Raw genomic sequence first — 15,868 nt, forward strand, 5'->3', positions numbered from 1 at the left:
CAAAGCGGCTCGATGGCGCATCACGCCATCGAGCCGCTTTCGTTTTGCCACATGTGAGCGCTCGACGCCTGCTGGCGTCAACACTTACGGCTCCAGATTCAACTCCTGAATCTTGCGCGTAATCGTATTGCGCCCGATGCCGAGTCGCTCCGCCGCTTCGACCTTGCGACCGCGCGTGAAATCGAGCGCTTCACGTATCACCGCCGCTTCGAAGCGGCGCGACAGTTCGTCCATCACGTCGGCGGCGTTCTCACGCAAGAGCTTCGCGACTTCCGTGCGCAAGCCGTTCTCCCATGCGGCGACGGGCGACGGAATCGCCGCGCCGCCAGCCGCCACGGGCATACCTGCAACGGGCGCAACACCGTTCGCCGCGCTGCCGTTACCCGATACCGCATCGCTCGACACCGTGACGGCAGACGTCGCATATTCCGCCCCGCTCTGCTGCGTCGACACGAGATCGGGCGGCAAGTCCTTGATCTCGATCGTCTGCGCGGGCGCCATCACGGTCAGCCAGTTCGCGAGATTTTCGAGCTGCCGCACGTTGCCCGGAAACGGCAACGACGTCATATAGGCGAGCGCCTCGTCCGACACGCGCTTCGGCTCGACACCGAGATCGCGCGCGCTCTTCTGCAGGAAATGGCGCGTGAGCAGCGGAATATCCTCGCTACGCTCACGTAACGCCGGCAGGCGCAGACGGATGACATTCAGCCGGTGATACAAGTCCTCGCGGAACAGCCCCTGACGCACGCGCGATTCGAGATTCTGATGTGTCGCGGCGATCACCCGCACATTCGCGCGCAACGGGTTGTGACCGCCGACGCGATAGAACTGACCATCCGACAGCACGCGCAATAGACGCGTCTGCAAATCGAACGGCATGTCGCCGATTTCATCGAGAAACAGCGTGCCGTTCTCCGCCTGTTCGAAGCGGCCCTGGCGCATTGCCTGGGCGCCCGTGAACGCGCCGCGCTCATGACCGAACAGTTCGGATTCCAGCAGATCTTTCGGAATCGCCGCCGTGTTCAGCGCGATGAACGGACCGTTCGCGCGTGGGCTATGTCGGTGCAAGGCGCGCGCGACAAGTTCCTTACCGGTGCCTGATTCGCCTGTAATGAGCACGGTCGCAGCCGAATGCGACAGACGGCCGATCGCGCGAAACATGTCCTGCATCGCGGGCGCCTGGCCGAGCATCTCGGGCGCTTCCGCGACGCGGTCGTCCCACGTCTGCTCGCCGCGCATGCTTTCGTCCACGGCACGGCGAATCAGCTCGACAGCCTTGTCGACGTCGAACGGCTTGGCGAGGTATTCGAATGCGCCGCCCTGAAACGCGGCCACGGCGCTATCGAGATCCGAGAACGCCGTCATGATGATGACGGGCAGCCCCGGCACGCGGTCGCGCACAGTCTGCAGCAGTTCGAGCCCGGAACCGCCCGGCATCCTGATGTCGGATACGAGCACCTGTGGGCTGTCGTGTTCCAGCGCGCCCGCGGCTTCGCGCACGTTCGCGAAACTGCGCGTCGCGAAGTTCTCGCGGGCGAGTGCTTTTTCGAGCACCCAACGGATCGATTGATCGTCGTCTACTATCCAGATCGGCTTCATATAGGTCCGTCAGAAGTCTTGTATTGCGTGTGTGTGCGGTCGTTTGTCAGGCGTCGAGCGGCAGCAGGATCTGAAACTCGGTATGACCCGGACGGCTCTCCACTTCGATCATCCCTTCGTGTTGTTGAACGAAGGTCTGCGCGAGCGTCAGGCCAAGACCGCTGCCGTCTTCACGGCCCGATACGAGCGGATAGAAGATGCGGTCGCGTATGTCCTCCGGAATGCCGGGTCCGTTATCGACGATATGCAAGTCCAGTGCCAGCTTGCAAAGACGTTTCGCGATCGTCACCTTGCGCGCGACGCGCGTGCGCAACTCGATGCGCGCATCGCCCTGCGAGATGCGTTCGCGCAATGCCTCGGCCGCATTGCGCACGATGTTCAGCAGCGCCTGGATCAACTGCTCCTTGTCGCCGCGCAGGTCGGGCACGCTCACGTCGTAGTCGCGCTCGATCGTGAGGCCGCGCGGAAACTCCGCGAGGATCACGGCGCGCACGCGCTCGCACACTTCGTGAATGTTCACGTCGCCGACGATATGCGGATGGCGATGCGGTTCCAGCAGCCGGTCGACGAGCGTCTGCAGCCGGTCCGATTCCTTGATGACGACCTGCGTGTACTCGCGCAATTCGTCGCGTTCGCGCTCGCCGAGTTCGAACTCGAGCAACTGCGCCGCGCCACGGATGCCGCCGAGCGGATTCTTGATCTCATGAGCAAGATTGCGGATCAACTGCTTGTTGACGGCGGTCAGATCGTGAATGCGCTCTTCGCGATCCGATCGCAGGTGCCGCTCGTTCTCGAACAGTTCGAGCAGCACGTAGTCCTGCGCGCTTTCCAGAAAGCCGACGACGGCATGCACGTGCAGCGGCTCGTGGCCGGGCCGCTCGAGCACGGCATCGAGATGCGTCGCATGAAAACGGTGAGCAGCGATCGCAGCGATAGTCGCCGTCAGTTCCTCGCCGTTCGCGAAGATGTCGGGCCATGCCATCTGCGTGAGTTGGCGGCGCGACATTTCGAGCATCGACTCGGCCGACGGATTCGCGAACGCGACCCGCAGCGTCCGTTTGTCGAGCACGAGCACAACGGTGGGCAGCGCCTCGAAGCCCGGCAGCAAACCGGAGTCGACGAGTTGCGCGTCATCCGACAGTGCGTCGGCATGCCCTTTTCTGGCCTTGATGAGGTTCTTCAATACCATCTTGCAGTCGGGTCTCGATAGCGGTTTGCAACAAAAACGTCACGGCTTTCGATCCAACGAAAAAGGGACGGCGCCGCCGTCCCTTCATGACCGATCGCAGCGTCGGGGCGTACGCTTCGCCGCTCATCGCGGACGAAGCGCAGCGCCTCTTACAGCGAGTAGTACAGTTCGAATTCGACCGGGTGCGTGGTCATACGCACGCGTTGCAGCTCGCTTTCCTTCAGTTCGAGGTACGCGTCGATCATGCCGTCGGTGAACACACCGCCGCGCGTCAGGAACTCGCGATCTGCGTCGAGTGCTTCGAGCGCCTGATCGAGGCCGGCACACACGGTCGGGATCTTTGCATCCTCTTCCGGCGGCAGGTCGTACAGGTTCTTGTCGGCAGCTTCGCCTGGATGGATCTTGTTCTGCACGCCGTCGAGACCTGCCATCATCAGTGCCGAGAAGCACAGGTACGGGTTCGCGAGCGGATCCGGGAAGCGCGTTTCGATACGGCGGCCCTTCGGATTCGGAACGTGCGGAATACGGATCGATGCCGAACGGTTACGTGCCGAGTAAGCCAGCTTCACGGGAGCTTCGAAGTGCGGCACGAGACGCTTGTACGAGTTCGTACCCGGGTTCGTGATCGCGTTCAGCGCGCGAGCGTGCTTGATGATGCCGCCGATGTAGAACAGCGCGAATTCCGACAGGCCGGCGTAGCCGTTGCCCGCGAACATGTTCTGGCCGTCCTTCCAGATCGACTGGTGAACGTGCATGCCCGAACCGTTGTCGCCGACGATGGGCTTCGGCATGAACGTCGCCGTCTTGCCATACGTGTGCGCGACGTTGTGGACGATGTACTTCAGTTGCTGCGTCCAGTCTGCGCGCTGCACCAGCGTCGAGAACTTCGTGCCGATTTCGTTCTGGCCTTGGCCTGCCACTTCGTGGTGGTGAACTTCAACCGGGATGCCGATCTGTTCGAGCAGCAGACACATTTCCGAGCGGATGTCCTGGAACGTGTCGACGGGCGCGACCGGGAAGTAGCCGCCCTTCGTGCCCGGACGGTGACCCGTGTTGCCGCCTTCGAACTCCTTGCCCGACGACCACGGTGCTTCTTCCGAACCGATCTTGACGAAGCAGCCCGACTGGTCCGTGTTCCACTGGACCGAGTCGAAAATGAAGAATTCCGGCTCCGGACCGAAGAAGGCCGTGTCGCCCAGGCCCGTGCTCTTCAGGTACGCTTCAGCGCGCTTTGCGAGCGAGCGCGGGTCGCGCTCGTAGCCCTTGCCGTCAGCCGGTTCGACGACGTCGCAGGTCAGCACGAGGGTCGATTCTTCGTAGAACGGGTCGATGAAGGCCGTGTTCGAGTCCGGCACGAGCAGCATGTCCGATGCCTCGATGCCCTTCCAGCCTGCAATCGAAGAACCGTCAAACGCATGGCCGCTTTCAAACTTGTCTTCGTCGAATGCCGACACCGGCACCGAAACGTGTTGCTCTTTGCCGCGCGTGTCGGTGAAACGGAAGTCGACAAACTTGACGTCCTCGTCCTTGACGAGTTGCATGACGTCGGCCACGGATTTACTCATAACCTATCTCCTGATTAACGAATTCGGCGGGTTGAACCGCCGCCCAATCTAGCTGACCAGCCTCGATGCGTCCACCCTTCCGTACTGCCTTGCAAGGAAAAGTGCTGCCGGCATCGCGCCAGTTCGATCGGGACCAATAAAGCAGCTTCTGTGCCATGTTCGGGTCCCGTGTGCGCCACTTTACGGCAAAGCCTTTCTCCACGCGCCTTTGCAGGGAATCGGCGCTCACCGTTTGCGGGAATCGCGGGATTCGGCGCTGTCCGCTTGCACCACAATCGCGCATCCCCCAAACCGGCGACTGCTTAATACTCCATACTGGTGCATTTCGATATTTTTGCACCGATTTAGAGCATAGTCCGTTGTCGTCGAAATGCACGCTGGCCGCGAGAGCGCCCGGCACGCGCCGACTCGTCGGCTTGCTAGAATGTTTTTTTGGCCCAAGGAGATTTGCTGTCATGAGTACGCTCGAACAGTTGTACAGCCAGGCCGACAAGCGCCGTGTCGACAATCAGCTCCCCTACGCGGGTGCGGTCACGCCTGCCGAGGCATTCGAGCTTCTGCAACTCGACCCGCGCGCCCGTCTCGTCGATGTGCGCACGCGCGCCGAACTGGATTGGGTCGGCCGCCCCGTCGTCGGCGACGGACAGTATGCGCACGTCGAATGGACGCGCTATCCGGGCGGCGTGCCGAACGCCGAGTTCATCGACCAGCTGCGCCAGGTCGCAACACCCGACACGCCCGTACTGCTGCTGTGCCGCAGCGCGGCGCGCTCGAAGCTGGCCGCCATCGCCGCGACGCAGGCAGGGTTCACGAAGGCGCTGGATCTGCTCGAAGGCTTCGAAGGCGACAAGGACGGCCAGGGGCATCGGAAGATGGTATCGGGCTGGTGTTTCCGCGGGTTGCCGTGGATCGGCGCTTGACGCGTTTGAAGCGTCTCGAGCGCGACCACCTCGGAATAACATCTGGAATCTGGACGGGCGGCGCACGGAGCCTTCCGCGTGCCGCGTCGTTATTGAATCGTCCCCGCACGATGTGACGCGTTGCGCGTCCCGCGCGATACGCCGTCGCTCAGCCGCGCTTCTGCGCCTGCGCCGCGGCCACTTCGGGCTCGACGATATCGCCGCCGAGCATGTGCACGCCTTCGCGCAGCTTCACGAACGCCGCCGCGACGGCCTCGGGTTCGCCCTTCACACCAAGATCGATGTGGCGGCGCGCATAGATGCCGCCCCGCTCTGCATCGCCGACGCTCGGCAGACTGAACACGCGCACACCCGGAAAGTCATGCTCGATCTTTTCCATCAGCGGCGTCAGCGTCGACTCGGGCAACTCGAACACGAGCAGAGACTTTTCTGCATGCGGCGTCGAATGATGCAGGTGCTCGTATTTCGTATCCAGCACCCACTCGATCATCGGCCAGGCCATCACCGGAAAGCCCGGGACGAAATGGTGGTCGCCGACTGAGAACCCAGGAATCTTGTTGTATCCGTTCGGAATGATCGACGCGCCACGCGGATACGTGCCCATGTTCAGCCGATGCAAATTCTCCGGCGAATTGAAATCGACGGGCGCCGGCGCATTGGCGGGATGCATGTCGCGAATGCGCTCCTGGATCAGCACCTTCGCCTCGGGATGCAGTTCGAGCGGCACGGCGAGCGCGGCAGCCGCGCATTGGCGCGTGTGATCGTCAGGCGTTGCACCGATGCCACCCGTCGAAAACACGATGTCGCCCGTCGCGAAGGTGCGGCGCAAGGTCGCCGTGATGCGCTCCGGGTCGTCGCCGACGTACTCGGCCCAGGAGAGCGACAGGCCGCGTGCGCTCAGAAGCTGGATGACCTTCGGCAGATGCTTGTCGACACGCCTGCCGGACAGGATTTCATCGCCGATGATGATGACGCCAAATGCCATTGCAGCCTCTTGTCAGTAGGAAACAGGCGCCGTGCCTCGCGCGCCGTGAGGTCCGTGCGGACCGTGATGATGGCCGTTGCCGCCATGCTCGTCGGCGCGCATCCGCTGCAAGGCGCGCAGGCAGTAGTAACCGAACCACAGCGCCGTGAACACGAGGATGAAAGCATAGATCCAGATGGTCACTGCGGTCATCACAGGGAACAGCACGATCAGCCAGACGGACGACGCCCAGATCAGCGTCGGCAGTGAGCCGAGCAGGCCGCTCGCCACGCCGATCAGCAAGAGCGGCAGCCGATGCTGGCGCACCAGCGCGCGCCGCTCCTCGTGGCTCGCGTGCAGCGACAGCGCGTCGTACGTCATCACGCGGTAGGTCAGCCAGCCCCACAGCAGCGGCGGAATCAGCGCGAAGAACGGCGGAATCAGCCAGAGCGGCAGTGTGATCACCAGCACCAGCAGACACACGAGCGTCGTCCAGATGGAATGCACGACACTGCCGTACCATGTGCCGCCGCGCCGCATCTCCAGACTGGCGAACTGCCGTTTCGACAGATGCTTGATCACGGCGGGCATCGACAGCGTCGCGATCAGCAGCAGCACGGTGACGACGATCAGCGGAATCGCCATCGCAATCACGATGAACGGCGCGACGGCCGCGTGCAGCGAGGAAAAACCGAGCCAGTCGAACAGCCCGTAGAGCGTCGTCGTCAGCGGCCAGCTTTCGAGCCAGCCCCGCGTTGCGCCGATCAGGGTCTGCCAGGAAAACCACAGCGTCACGCCCCAGACGATCGCGGCTGCCGCGAACGGCATGAACGTCAGCCACAGCATGCGCGGATGAAGCACGGAAGAAAGCGCGCGCCCAAACGAGCGCAAGAGGTCATTCATGCGTAGTCGATGACGAGATGAGGAAGCAGGAAAAGGTAGGAAACGTGGACAGGATAAACCACGTCGGGTGTCGGCGTCGAAAGCGCGAGAGATGCTTGAAGAGGGATGCGCGAGCGGCGCTACACGGCCTTGCGGGGTGAGTCACCGCACGGGCCTCAGGAATACGCGCATCGGCGCGCGAATGGCGTATCCGCAATCGACCAGGCGGCGAAAGGCGCGCTTACGCCGCGCCCCGCTGCTTCTTGCCGGCGATGCGCTGCGCGATGCGCACGAACGCGAGCCAATGCTGCGCCCAGAAGCCTTCGCCGTAGTGGCGGCCGCTCAACTGATCGCGAATGCCCGTCGGTTCCATTTCGCGGCTCCACGACGCGCTGCCGAACAGCATGTCCCACCACGGAAACAGCACGCCGAAATTGCAGCCGTACTTGAGCCCTTCATGACCATAGCCGATCGCATGATGGCGTCGATGGAACGTCGGGCTCACGAGCAGGCGCTCGCCGAGCCAGCCGAAATACAGCCGGATGTTCGCGTGCTGCACGCTTTGCGCGAGGTTCGTAATCGCGACGAGCACGACGAACTGCGACGGCGGCACGCCGATGAACAGCGCGATCACCGCGAAGAAGCACGCCTGCAGCAGATCGTCGAGCAGATGGTTGCGGTCGTCGGCCCACAGCGACATCTGCCGCTGGCTGTGATGCACCGCGTGCAATTCCCACCAGACGCCGATCTTGTGCTCGCCCCGGTGATACCAGTAGCCAGCGAAATCGAGCACGAGCAGGTACATGATGAAGGTGACGAACGGCTGCGTCGTCACGCCCGGCCAGAGGTTGTCGAGTTCGATGTTCGCGATGCCGTGCAAGCGGAACCAGGCCTGCACCGAGTCGAAAAACGGTTGCAGCGCGAAGAAGAAAAACAGGTTGAGAATGCCGAGTTTCGCGATCCACGTGTACAGCACGTCGACTCGCACGGCCTTGCGATCTTTCCACTGTTCGACGGGCCGCAGCGCCTCGAGCGGACGCAGCAGCGCGTACATCGCGAGCACCTCCAGCACGCCGACGATCACCCAGTAGAGACTGTCGTACGTGTCCTCGTCGTAGTCCATCAGGTCGAAGTGGAACAGTAGCGGCTGTACGACATCGACATACAGCAGCGTCTGGATCGACGAAATGAAGCTGTCGAGAGTGGAGGCGATCAGGTGGAACATGTGGCTCTATATGCGTCGATGTTCTGCGTCACTGCGCGGCGCGCCGGCAAGGCGCGCCGTCTGAGTATTACGCATTACGCCCCGTTCGGCGCGGTGACGGGAGCGCGGTTGAAGAAATAGATGCCGTGCGGCGAACGGCCGACAGCGATCGTCTGGATCAGCTTGCGCGTGGTCAGGTCGATGACGCCCACATGCTTCGCGAATCGGAACGTTACCCACAGATAGCGTTTGTCGGCGGAAAGTTCCATGTCGTCGGGTCCCGGCATCAGGCCCGTGATGTCGCCGACGTTGGTGAGCGTGTCTTCGTCGATGATGCTGATCGTGCTCGCCACCCGGTTCGACACGGCGACATGCTTGCCGTCCGCGAGCGAGCGGAAGTTGTGCGCGCCCTTGCCCGTCGTGATCGTCTTCACGACCTTCTGGGTGCGCCAGTCGACCACGGCGACGTAATCCGCACCCGTCATGCCGATGAGCAGGTATTTGTCGCCCGGCGTCATCCACAGGCCGGCCGGCACCTTGCCGACTTTCATCTTCCACTTGACCGTCTGCGTGGCGAGATCGATCGCGGCCAGTTCACCCGACACCTGCAGCGTGATGAACACGGTCTTGCTGTCGTTCGTGAACGCGATGTGGCTCGGCATCACGGCGAGCGGCAGACGGCCCGCGAGCGTCATGTTATGGCCGTCGTAGTGATAGATGTCGAGGCGGTCGAGGCGCAGCCCCGTCGTCACAAGCCACTTGTGGTCCGGCGAAAAACCGATCTGATACGGGTCTTCGATATTTTCGACCCAGCGCTGGGGCTTGCCCGTCTTCGGATCGACGAACATCAGGTTGTTCGACACCGAGTTCGCGACGATCAGCGAGGAATTGTCCGGCGTGGGCATCAGGTGATGCGGTTCCTTGCCCGTCGGCACGGTGTCGATCACCTGGTGCGTCGCCTCGTCGATCAGGCTCAGCGTCGCTTCACCGGAATTGAGCACGATCACGTTGTTGGCGTGGACGGCGGGAGAGAAAAAGCTTGCTGCCGCGACGAGCGCCGCGCCTGCTGCAAACGTGCCGGTCAAGCCGGAAAGGGAAAATTTGCGCATGAAAACTCACATCAGGGGGTAACCGCCATTGTAGAACGTTTGCGCGATTCAACGGTTGACCTCGGTCGAGGAAAAGCGTGCGCTTGCGGCGCGCCGCCGCAGGCACGCCCCGGCTCGATTTCGAGCGGTCGCCTCACCTTCCAGGCGCCCTCGCTTTCCCGACCGAATTTTTCCGAAAAACGGAATCGAGTCTGGAGCGCCGTTCAACGCCCGAATAATAAATCAGGAATATATCGCGATTATTCAAAACGCGAATTCGGCAATATCAGAGCGAATTTTCCGATCGTTATTAATTAAGAATTACCTCATATCGACGCCCAGGCGCTCGCCACAAAAATAGCGCGTGCAATTCCCGCTTCGAAGCTTTCCAGCAAGCCGGAGACACGCCAGCCAGCGCGGGCCGGACAGGTCCGCGCCGTCGAACATCCTTTTCATCACAACACGAGCGGGTTTTGCCATGCGTGGGTGTTTATTGCGTCTGGTGCTTCCGGATATTTGCTGCCTTGTTTCATCCGGAGTTTTTGAGGCATGAAAAACATGAATGGAATAATCACGAATCGAATCGCGCGTCGGCGTGCTGTGTCGAGCAGAAATGCGCGGCACTGCCCGACACCCCCACGGCATCCCGCTGTGTACCTGACGCTAGCAGGCGTGCTGATGACGGCGATGATGACGGGCGCGAACGCCTCCGTCATGGCAGGCAGCGGCGCAGTGTCGGTCGACAGGACAGGCGTGGCAGTCGGAGAAACCGCGTTTTCGGGCGGCGTCAACGCAGTCGCCCTCGGCGACACGGCGACGGCGACCGGCAACAACGCGACCGCGCTCGGCGCGCACGCGCGGGCGATGGCGGGCGCGTCGACAGCGATCGGCGACACCGCACAGGCCAACGCGTTCCAGTCGCTGGCGATCGGCGCGAACTCGATGGCGACGTTCAGCAACAGCGTCGCGCTCGGTTCCGGCGCCGTGACGCTGTTCGGCGCGCAAATCGGCTATACGGCGTTCGGACTCGGCGCGCCGCAAACGTCGTCGGGCGAAGTCAACGTCGGCAACCGCACGATCAGCAGCATGGCCCCCGGGAGGGCCGATCAGGACGCCGTCAACGTGGCGCAACTGAAGGCGGTCGCGGGCAAGCTCGACGGCGACGTGACGGCGCTGCAGAAGCGGCTCGACGGCGCGGTGATGTACGACCGCAACTCCGACGGCTCGCTCAACCGTGACAGCATTACGTTGCAGGGCGACCCCGCCGGCGGCGGCACGCAGATTCACAACGTCGCGAATGCCGTCGACAACCAGGATGCCGTGAATCTCGGTCAGGTTGGAGCGATCATCGGCAACGCGGTGAGCAACATCACCGTCAATACGGCGAATCCGATGTTCAGCGCCGAAGGTGCGCCTGCCAGCGAGCCAGCACTGGCAACCGGCCCGCACTCGATCGCGGCGGGCGCGAATGCACAGGCGAGCGGCACGAACGCCGTCGCGCTGGGCGCGGGTGCGAACGCGAGCGCGGACAACGCGGTGGCGCTCGGCCAGGGTGCAATCGCGGATCGCGCGAACACGGTCTCGGTCGGTGCGGCGGGACAGGAGCGGCAGATCGCGAACGTTGCGGCGGGCATTCAGGGCACGGATGCCGTCAACGTGAACCAGTTGAACCAGACCGTGGGCAACGCGGTCGGCGAGGCGAAAACCTATACCGACGACCAGGTCCGCTCAGCACGCAAGGACAGTTATGGCGGGGCTGCGGCAGCGATCGCAATGGCCGGCTTGCCGCAAGCGGTGCTACCGGGTCGCGGCATGGTCGCGCTCGCGGCCGGCACGTACGGCGGCCAGTCGGCGATGGCACTCGGCGTGTCGCAACTATCCGACTCGGGCAAATGGGCATTCAAGCTGCAAGGCACGGCGAGCACGCGCGGCGAGCTTGGCGCGTCGATCGGAGCCGGCATGCACTGGTGACGCCGCTGCGAGCAGGCCCGTTGGCAGCGGGCGGCGTTTCCGCAAGTGCCGCCCGCTGCATGACCTGACGCGCAAGTGAACGCGCGCCGCGCGCCGATCAACGCTGCATCGACTCCCACACCTTGTAAAGCCGCTTGACGGAGACGGGCATCGGCGTGCGCAGTTCCTGTGCGAACAACGACACGCGCAGTTCCTCCAGCAGCCAGCGGAACTCCGCGAGCCGCACGTCCGGCACGCCGCCGCGCTGCGCGAGCGCGCGCTGGTAGTGCTGCGCGAGCGGCTGCAATTCGGCGAACTGACGGGCATCGCGCGCCGGGTCCGCTTTCAGCTTGTCGATGCGCAGCGCAATGCCCTTCAGATAGCGCGGGAAATGCGACAACTGCGCATACGGCGTATCGACGACGAAGCGTTTGCCGACCAGCGCGTCGAGCTGGCCTTGCATGTCGGCGTAAGCGGCCGCGAACGGCTTGGCCTGCGCGAGCTTTTTGACGACGGCCGAATACTCGCCAAGAATCTGTCCGACGAGCCGGGCAATCTCTTGCGCCAGTAGGGTCAGCCGGCTGCGGCCTTCGTCCTTGCGCGCGTGGAAGCTGGCGTCGTCGGCGGGCAGCGGGTCCTGCAGGCACGCACGGTCGAGCGCCGTATCGATCAGCTGATCGCGCAGTTCTTCCTGCGTGCCACGCGGCATGAACTGCATCGCCATTTCGCGCAGGCCCGGCAGGTTCTTTTCGAGGTATTTGATCGGCTCGCGCAGTTGCAGGGCGAACAGCCGCCGCAGGCCCGCGCGATGAATCCGCGCCGCCTCGTCGGGCGAATCGAATACCTCCACGTCGCAATGCGTGCCGCGATCGACGAGCGCCGGATAACCGAACAGCGTCTGCCCGCCCCGCCGGATTTCCAGCAACTCGGGCAGCTTGCCGAAGTTCCACGTCGTCAAGTTTTCGTAGAGTGCCGTTGCGGGCGCCGCGGCGGCGTCGGCTGCCGTCGGCGTACGAGGTGCGGCGGACGCACCACGTCCAGCAGCGGACGCAGCACCGCGCACAGGCGCATCGCCGCCCGAACCCGAACCCGCATTCGCCAGCGCCGCACCGGCCGCGCTCGTCGCGATCTTCTGAAACTGCTGCTGCGCCTGGCCGCCCAGCTCCGCGCGCAGTTGCGCGAGGTTGCGGCCCATCGCGAGCTGCCGCCCGTGCTCGTCGATGACCTTGAAGTTCATGAACAGATGCGGCGCGAGCGTCTCGAGCTTGTAGTCCGATTGCTTCGTCGCAACCTGCGTCTGCTCGCGCACGTCGGCGATCACGGTATCGAGCAGACCGCCCGCGCCAAAGCGCGGTCCGCTGTGCCGCTCGACGAATCCCGCCGCGTATTCCGGCAGCGGCACGACGTGGCGGCGCAGCTTCTGCGGCAGCGACTTGAGCAGCAGTTGGGTCTTTTCCTTCAGCATCCCCGGCACGAGCCATTCGACGCGCCGCGCATCCACCTGATTCAGCGCATACAAGGGCACCGCGAGCGTCACACCGTCGCGCGGCGAGCCCGGCTCGAAGTGGTACGTCAGCGCCATATCGACGCCCGCCATCGTCATCCGCTTCGGAAACAGATCCGTCGTGACGCCGGCGGCCTCATGGCGCATCAGATCGTCGCGCGACAGATACAGCAGCCGCAGCTTGTCTTCCTGCTGCCCGCTCTTCTTCACTTCGTCGCGATACCAGCGTTCGAACGCGGCGCCCGTATGGATGCCGTTCGGAATCGCCTGGTCGTAGAACGCATAGATCAGCTCGTCGTCGACCAGCACGTCCTGACGCCGCGACTTGTGTTCGAGCTGTTCGATATCCGCGAGCAGCTTGCGGTTATGCGCGAAGAACGCGAGCTTCGTGTCGAACTCGCCTTCCACAAGCGCGCCGCGGATGAACAGTTCGCGCGCGCGCGCCGGATCCTGCTTGCCGAAGCTGACGCGCCGCCGGTGATACACGGGCAAGCCGTACAGCATCGCGCGCTCGAACGCGGTCACCTGCGCGGAACGCTTTTCCCAATGCGGCTCGGAGAGCGACTTCTTCAACAGATGCGCGCCGACGCGCTCGACCCACTCCGGCTCGATCTTCGCGATACAGCGCGCGTACAGGCGGCTCGTCTCGATGAGTTCGGCCGCCATCACCCACTTGCCCGCCTTCTTCACGAGCGCCGAGCCGGGCCACAGATAGAACTTGATGCCGCGTGCGCCGAGATAGTACGGCTCGTCGTCGGCTTTGAGGCCGATATTGCCGAGCAGGCCCGTCAGCAGCGCGAGATGGATCTGCTCGAAGGTCGCTTCACTCTCGTTCAGACGCCAGCCGTGCTCGCGCACCACCGTGAGCAGTTGCGAATGTACGTCGCGCCATTCGCGCAGACGCAGATGCGACAGGAAATTCTGACGGCAGGCGTCGGTCAACTGCTTGTTCGACTTTTTGTGCGCGACGGCCTCTTCGAACCACGTCCAGATTTTCAGCCATTGCAGGAACTCGGAGCGCTCGTCGGCGAACTTGCGGTGCGCCTGATCGGCCTGCTCCTGCGCGTCGATCGGGCGGTCGCGCGGATCTTGCACCGACAGTGCGCTCGCGATGATCAGCACTTCGCGCAGCGACAGCTGGTCGCGCGCGGCCAGAATCATCCGGCCGACGCGCGGATCGAGCGGCAGACGCGCCAGCTCACGGCCGAGCGGCGTGAGCGCGTTGTCGTCATCGACGGCACCGAGTTCATTCAGCAACTGATAGCCGTCGGCGATCGCGCGGCCTGGCGGAGGCTCGATGAACGGGAAGGTTTCGATCGCCGTCAGATGCAGCGACTTCATCCGCAAAATGACGGCTGCCAGCGACGATCGCAGAATTTCCGGGTCCGTGAAGCGCACTCGCCCCTGGAAATCGGCTTCCTCGTATAAACGGATGCAAATGCCGTCGGCGACCCGCCCGCAGCGCCCTGCTCGCTGGTTCGCGGCCGCCTGCGAAATCGACTCGACCTGCAACTGCTCGACCTTGTTGCGATACGAGTAGCGCTTCACGCGCGCGAGGCCCGTGTCGATCACATAGCGGATGCCCGGCACCGTCAGCGAGGTTTCCGCGACGTTGGTCGCGAGCACGATGCGCCGCGCGTTCGACGGCCGGAACACGCGTTCCTGCTCGGCCGCCGACAGCCGCGCGAACAGCGGCAGAATTTCCGTGTGCGGCGGATGGTGCTTGCGGAGCGCTTCCGCCGCGTCGCGAATCTCGCGCTCGCCGGGCAGAAACACGAGCACGTCGCCGGGACCTTCGCGGCACAGTTCGTCGGCGGCTTCGACGATCGCGTCCATCAGGTCGCGGTCGGTCTCGCGCTGCGTTTTCGGACGATCCGGCCGCTCGCGGCCCGACGTCCCCTCGGCCGCTTTCACGGCAGGCGAATCTTCGGCGACGGGCCGGTAGCGCACCTCGACGGGATACAGCCGCCCGCTCACCTCGATCACGGGCGCCGGCTTCTCTTCGCTGCCGAAATGACGCGCGAAGCGATCGGCGTCGATCGTCGCCGAGGTCACGATCAGCTTCAGATCGGGCCGCTTCGGCAGGATCTCTTTCAGATAGCCGAGCAGAAAATCGATGTTCAGGCTGCGTTCGTGCGCCTCGTCGATGATCAGCGTGTCGTACGCCTTCAGCAGCGGATCGGTCTGCGTTTCCGCGAGCAGAATGCCGTCCGTCATGAGCTTGACGGACGCGCCGGGCGAAAGATTATCGGTGAAGCGCACCTTGTAGCCGACCACTTCGCCGAACGGCGTGCCGAGTTCCTCGGCAATACGCCGCCCCGTCGCCGATGCCGCGATGCGGCGCGGCTGCGTGTGGCCGATCAACCCACTGCCGCCCGCGCCGAGTCCGCGTCCAAGCGCGAGGCAGATTTTCGGCAACTGTGTCGTCTTGCCCGAGCCCGTTTCGCCGCTGACAATCACGACCTGATGTCCTTCGATCGCGCGCGCAATTTCCTCGCGGCGGCCCGATACGGGCAGCGCTTCGGGGAACGTGATGGGCGGAATGGGGTTCGGCTCGACGACGCGTGCGGGCTTCCGCTGCTCGCGCGGCCCATTGCGCTGCTTGTCGGCGCCAGACTGATTGCCTGCGCGCGCACGGCCTTCCGAACCCGTCTGCGGGCGCGCCGCGCCGCTTGCCGGATTCGTTCCGCCGCGCTTGCCCTGCTGGTCCCGCCGCACGTTCTCCGCGCGATTCTGCGGTTCGCGCGGGCCGCTTTTGGCCGCGCCCGCGCTTTCGTGTCTCGTCGCGTCACCGTGCGTGGAAGCGCCCGTAAGCGGCGCATTCGCAACATTCACGGAATCGTCACGGCGAGGCGCGTCGCCGCGCGCCTCGTGCGTCGCGTGCCGATGGCCGCGCGGCGCAGGGTTCGCAGCGTCTTTCGCGGTATCGGACGAAGCGTTTTTCGTATCGGCTCCAGCGGAGCTTTTGGGTACATTCGACATGGGGGCGCATTATAATCCGGG

At 63.9% G+C, this 15,868-nt stretch carries 11 protein-coding genes; 2 read left to right on the forward strand and 9 right to left on the reverse strand.

Annotation, left to right across the window (positions count from 1 at the left end; genetic code table 11):
• Positions 1-84: 84 nt before the first annotated feature.
• The 4 genes from ntrC to G3N95_RS36330 form a co-directional block, all read right to left on the reverse strand.
• Entirely contained in the window at positions 85-1,599 is a 1,515-nt protein-coding gene (gene ntrC / locus G3N95_RS36315) for a nitrogen regulation protein NR(I) (protein ID WP_205974907.1), read from the reverse strand.
• A gap of 46 nt (positions 1,600-1,645) precedes the next feature.
• Positions 1,646-2,788, reverse strand: a complete 1,143-nt coding sequence (gene glnL / locus G3N95_RS36320; RefSeq protein ID WP_205974908.1) for a nitrogen regulation protein NR(II) — start codon at positions 2,786-2,788, stop codon at positions 1,646-1,648.
• A 149-nt stretch (positions 2,789-2,937) separates the two neighbouring features.
• Complete coding sequence (glnA, locus tag G3N95_RS36325; protein WP_028365844.1) at positions 2,938-4,353, reverse strand: type I glutamate--ammonia ligase; 1,416 nt, start codon at positions 4,351-4,353, stop codon at positions 2,938-2,940.
• Positions 4,346-4,810 carry a hypothetical protein gene (locus tag G3N95_RS36330; RefSeq protein ID WP_205974909.1) on the reverse strand — a complete coding sequence of 155 codons (465 nt, stop codon included), beginning with the start codon at positions 4,808-4,810 and terminating at the stop codon, positions 4,346-4,348. The genes glnA and G3N95_RS36330 overlap by 8 nt, the downstream gene beginning before the upstream one ends.
• Here G3N95_RS36330 and G3N95_RS36335 point away from each other — a divergent pair.
• Complete coding sequence (locus tag G3N95_RS36335) at positions 4,809-5,273, forward strand: rhodanese-like domain-containing protein (protein ID WP_205974910.1); 465 nt, start codon at positions 4,809-4,811, stop codon at positions 5,271-5,273. The genes G3N95_RS36330 and G3N95_RS36335 overlap by 2 nt on opposite strands.
• A gap of 148 nt (positions 5,274-5,421) precedes the next feature.
• On the opposite strand, the gene G3N95_RS36340 is transcribed toward G3N95_RS36335, so the two are convergent.
• The 4 genes from G3N95_RS36340 to G3N95_RS36355 all read right to left on the reverse strand — a co-directional run bounded on the left by G3N95_RS36340 (position 5,422) and on the right by G3N95_RS36355 (position 9,432).
• Positions 5,422-6,258: a molybdopterin-binding protein gene (locus G3N95_RS36340; protein ID WP_205974911.1), complete on the reverse strand. Its 837-nt coding sequence runs from the start codon at positions 6,256-6,258 to the stop codon at positions 5,422-5,424.
• A gap of 12 nt (positions 6,259-6,270) precedes the next feature.
• A complete protein-coding gene (locus G3N95_RS36345; protein ID WP_205974912.1) occupies positions 6,271-7,140 on the reverse strand; it encodes an EI24 domain-containing protein in 870 nt (289 codons plus the stop codon).
• Positions 7,141-7,360: 220 nt separating this feature from the next.
• Entirely contained in the window at positions 7,361-8,344 is a 984-nt protein-coding gene (locus tag G3N95_RS36350) for a sterol desaturase family protein (protein ID WP_205974913.1), read from the reverse strand.
• A gap of 74 nt (positions 8,345-8,418) precedes the next feature.
• On the reverse strand, positions 8,419-9,432 hold the full coding sequence (locus G3N95_RS36355) for a beta-propeller fold lactonase family protein (protein ID WP_205974914.1): 1,014 nt from the start codon (positions 9,430-9,432) through the stop codon (positions 8,419-8,421).
• A gap of 630 nt (positions 9,433-10,062) precedes the next feature.
• Between G3N95_RS36355 and G3N95_RS36360 the strand changes: the two genes are divergently transcribed.
• On the forward strand, positions 10,063-11,382 hold the full coding sequence (locus tag G3N95_RS36360; RefSeq protein WP_346778439.1) for a YadA-like family protein: 1,320 nt from the start codon (positions 10,063-10,065) through the stop codon (positions 11,380-11,382).
• A gap of 97 nt (positions 11,383-11,479) precedes the next feature.
• Here G3N95_RS36360 and hrpA read toward each other — a convergent pair whose 3' ends face one another.
• Positions 11,480-15,847: an ATP-dependent RNA helicase HrpA gene (gene hrpA / locus G3N95_RS36365; RefSeq protein ID WP_205974916.1), complete on the reverse strand. Its 4,368-nt coding sequence runs from the start codon at positions 15,845-15,847 to the stop codon at positions 11,480-11,482.
• Positions 15,848-15,868 lie beyond the last annotated feature (21 nt).

Source organism: Paraburkholderia sp. Tr-20389 (genome assembly GCF_017104565.1).
GTDB lineage: Bacteria > Pseudomonadota > Gammaproteobacteria > Burkholderiales > Burkholderiaceae > Paraburkholderia.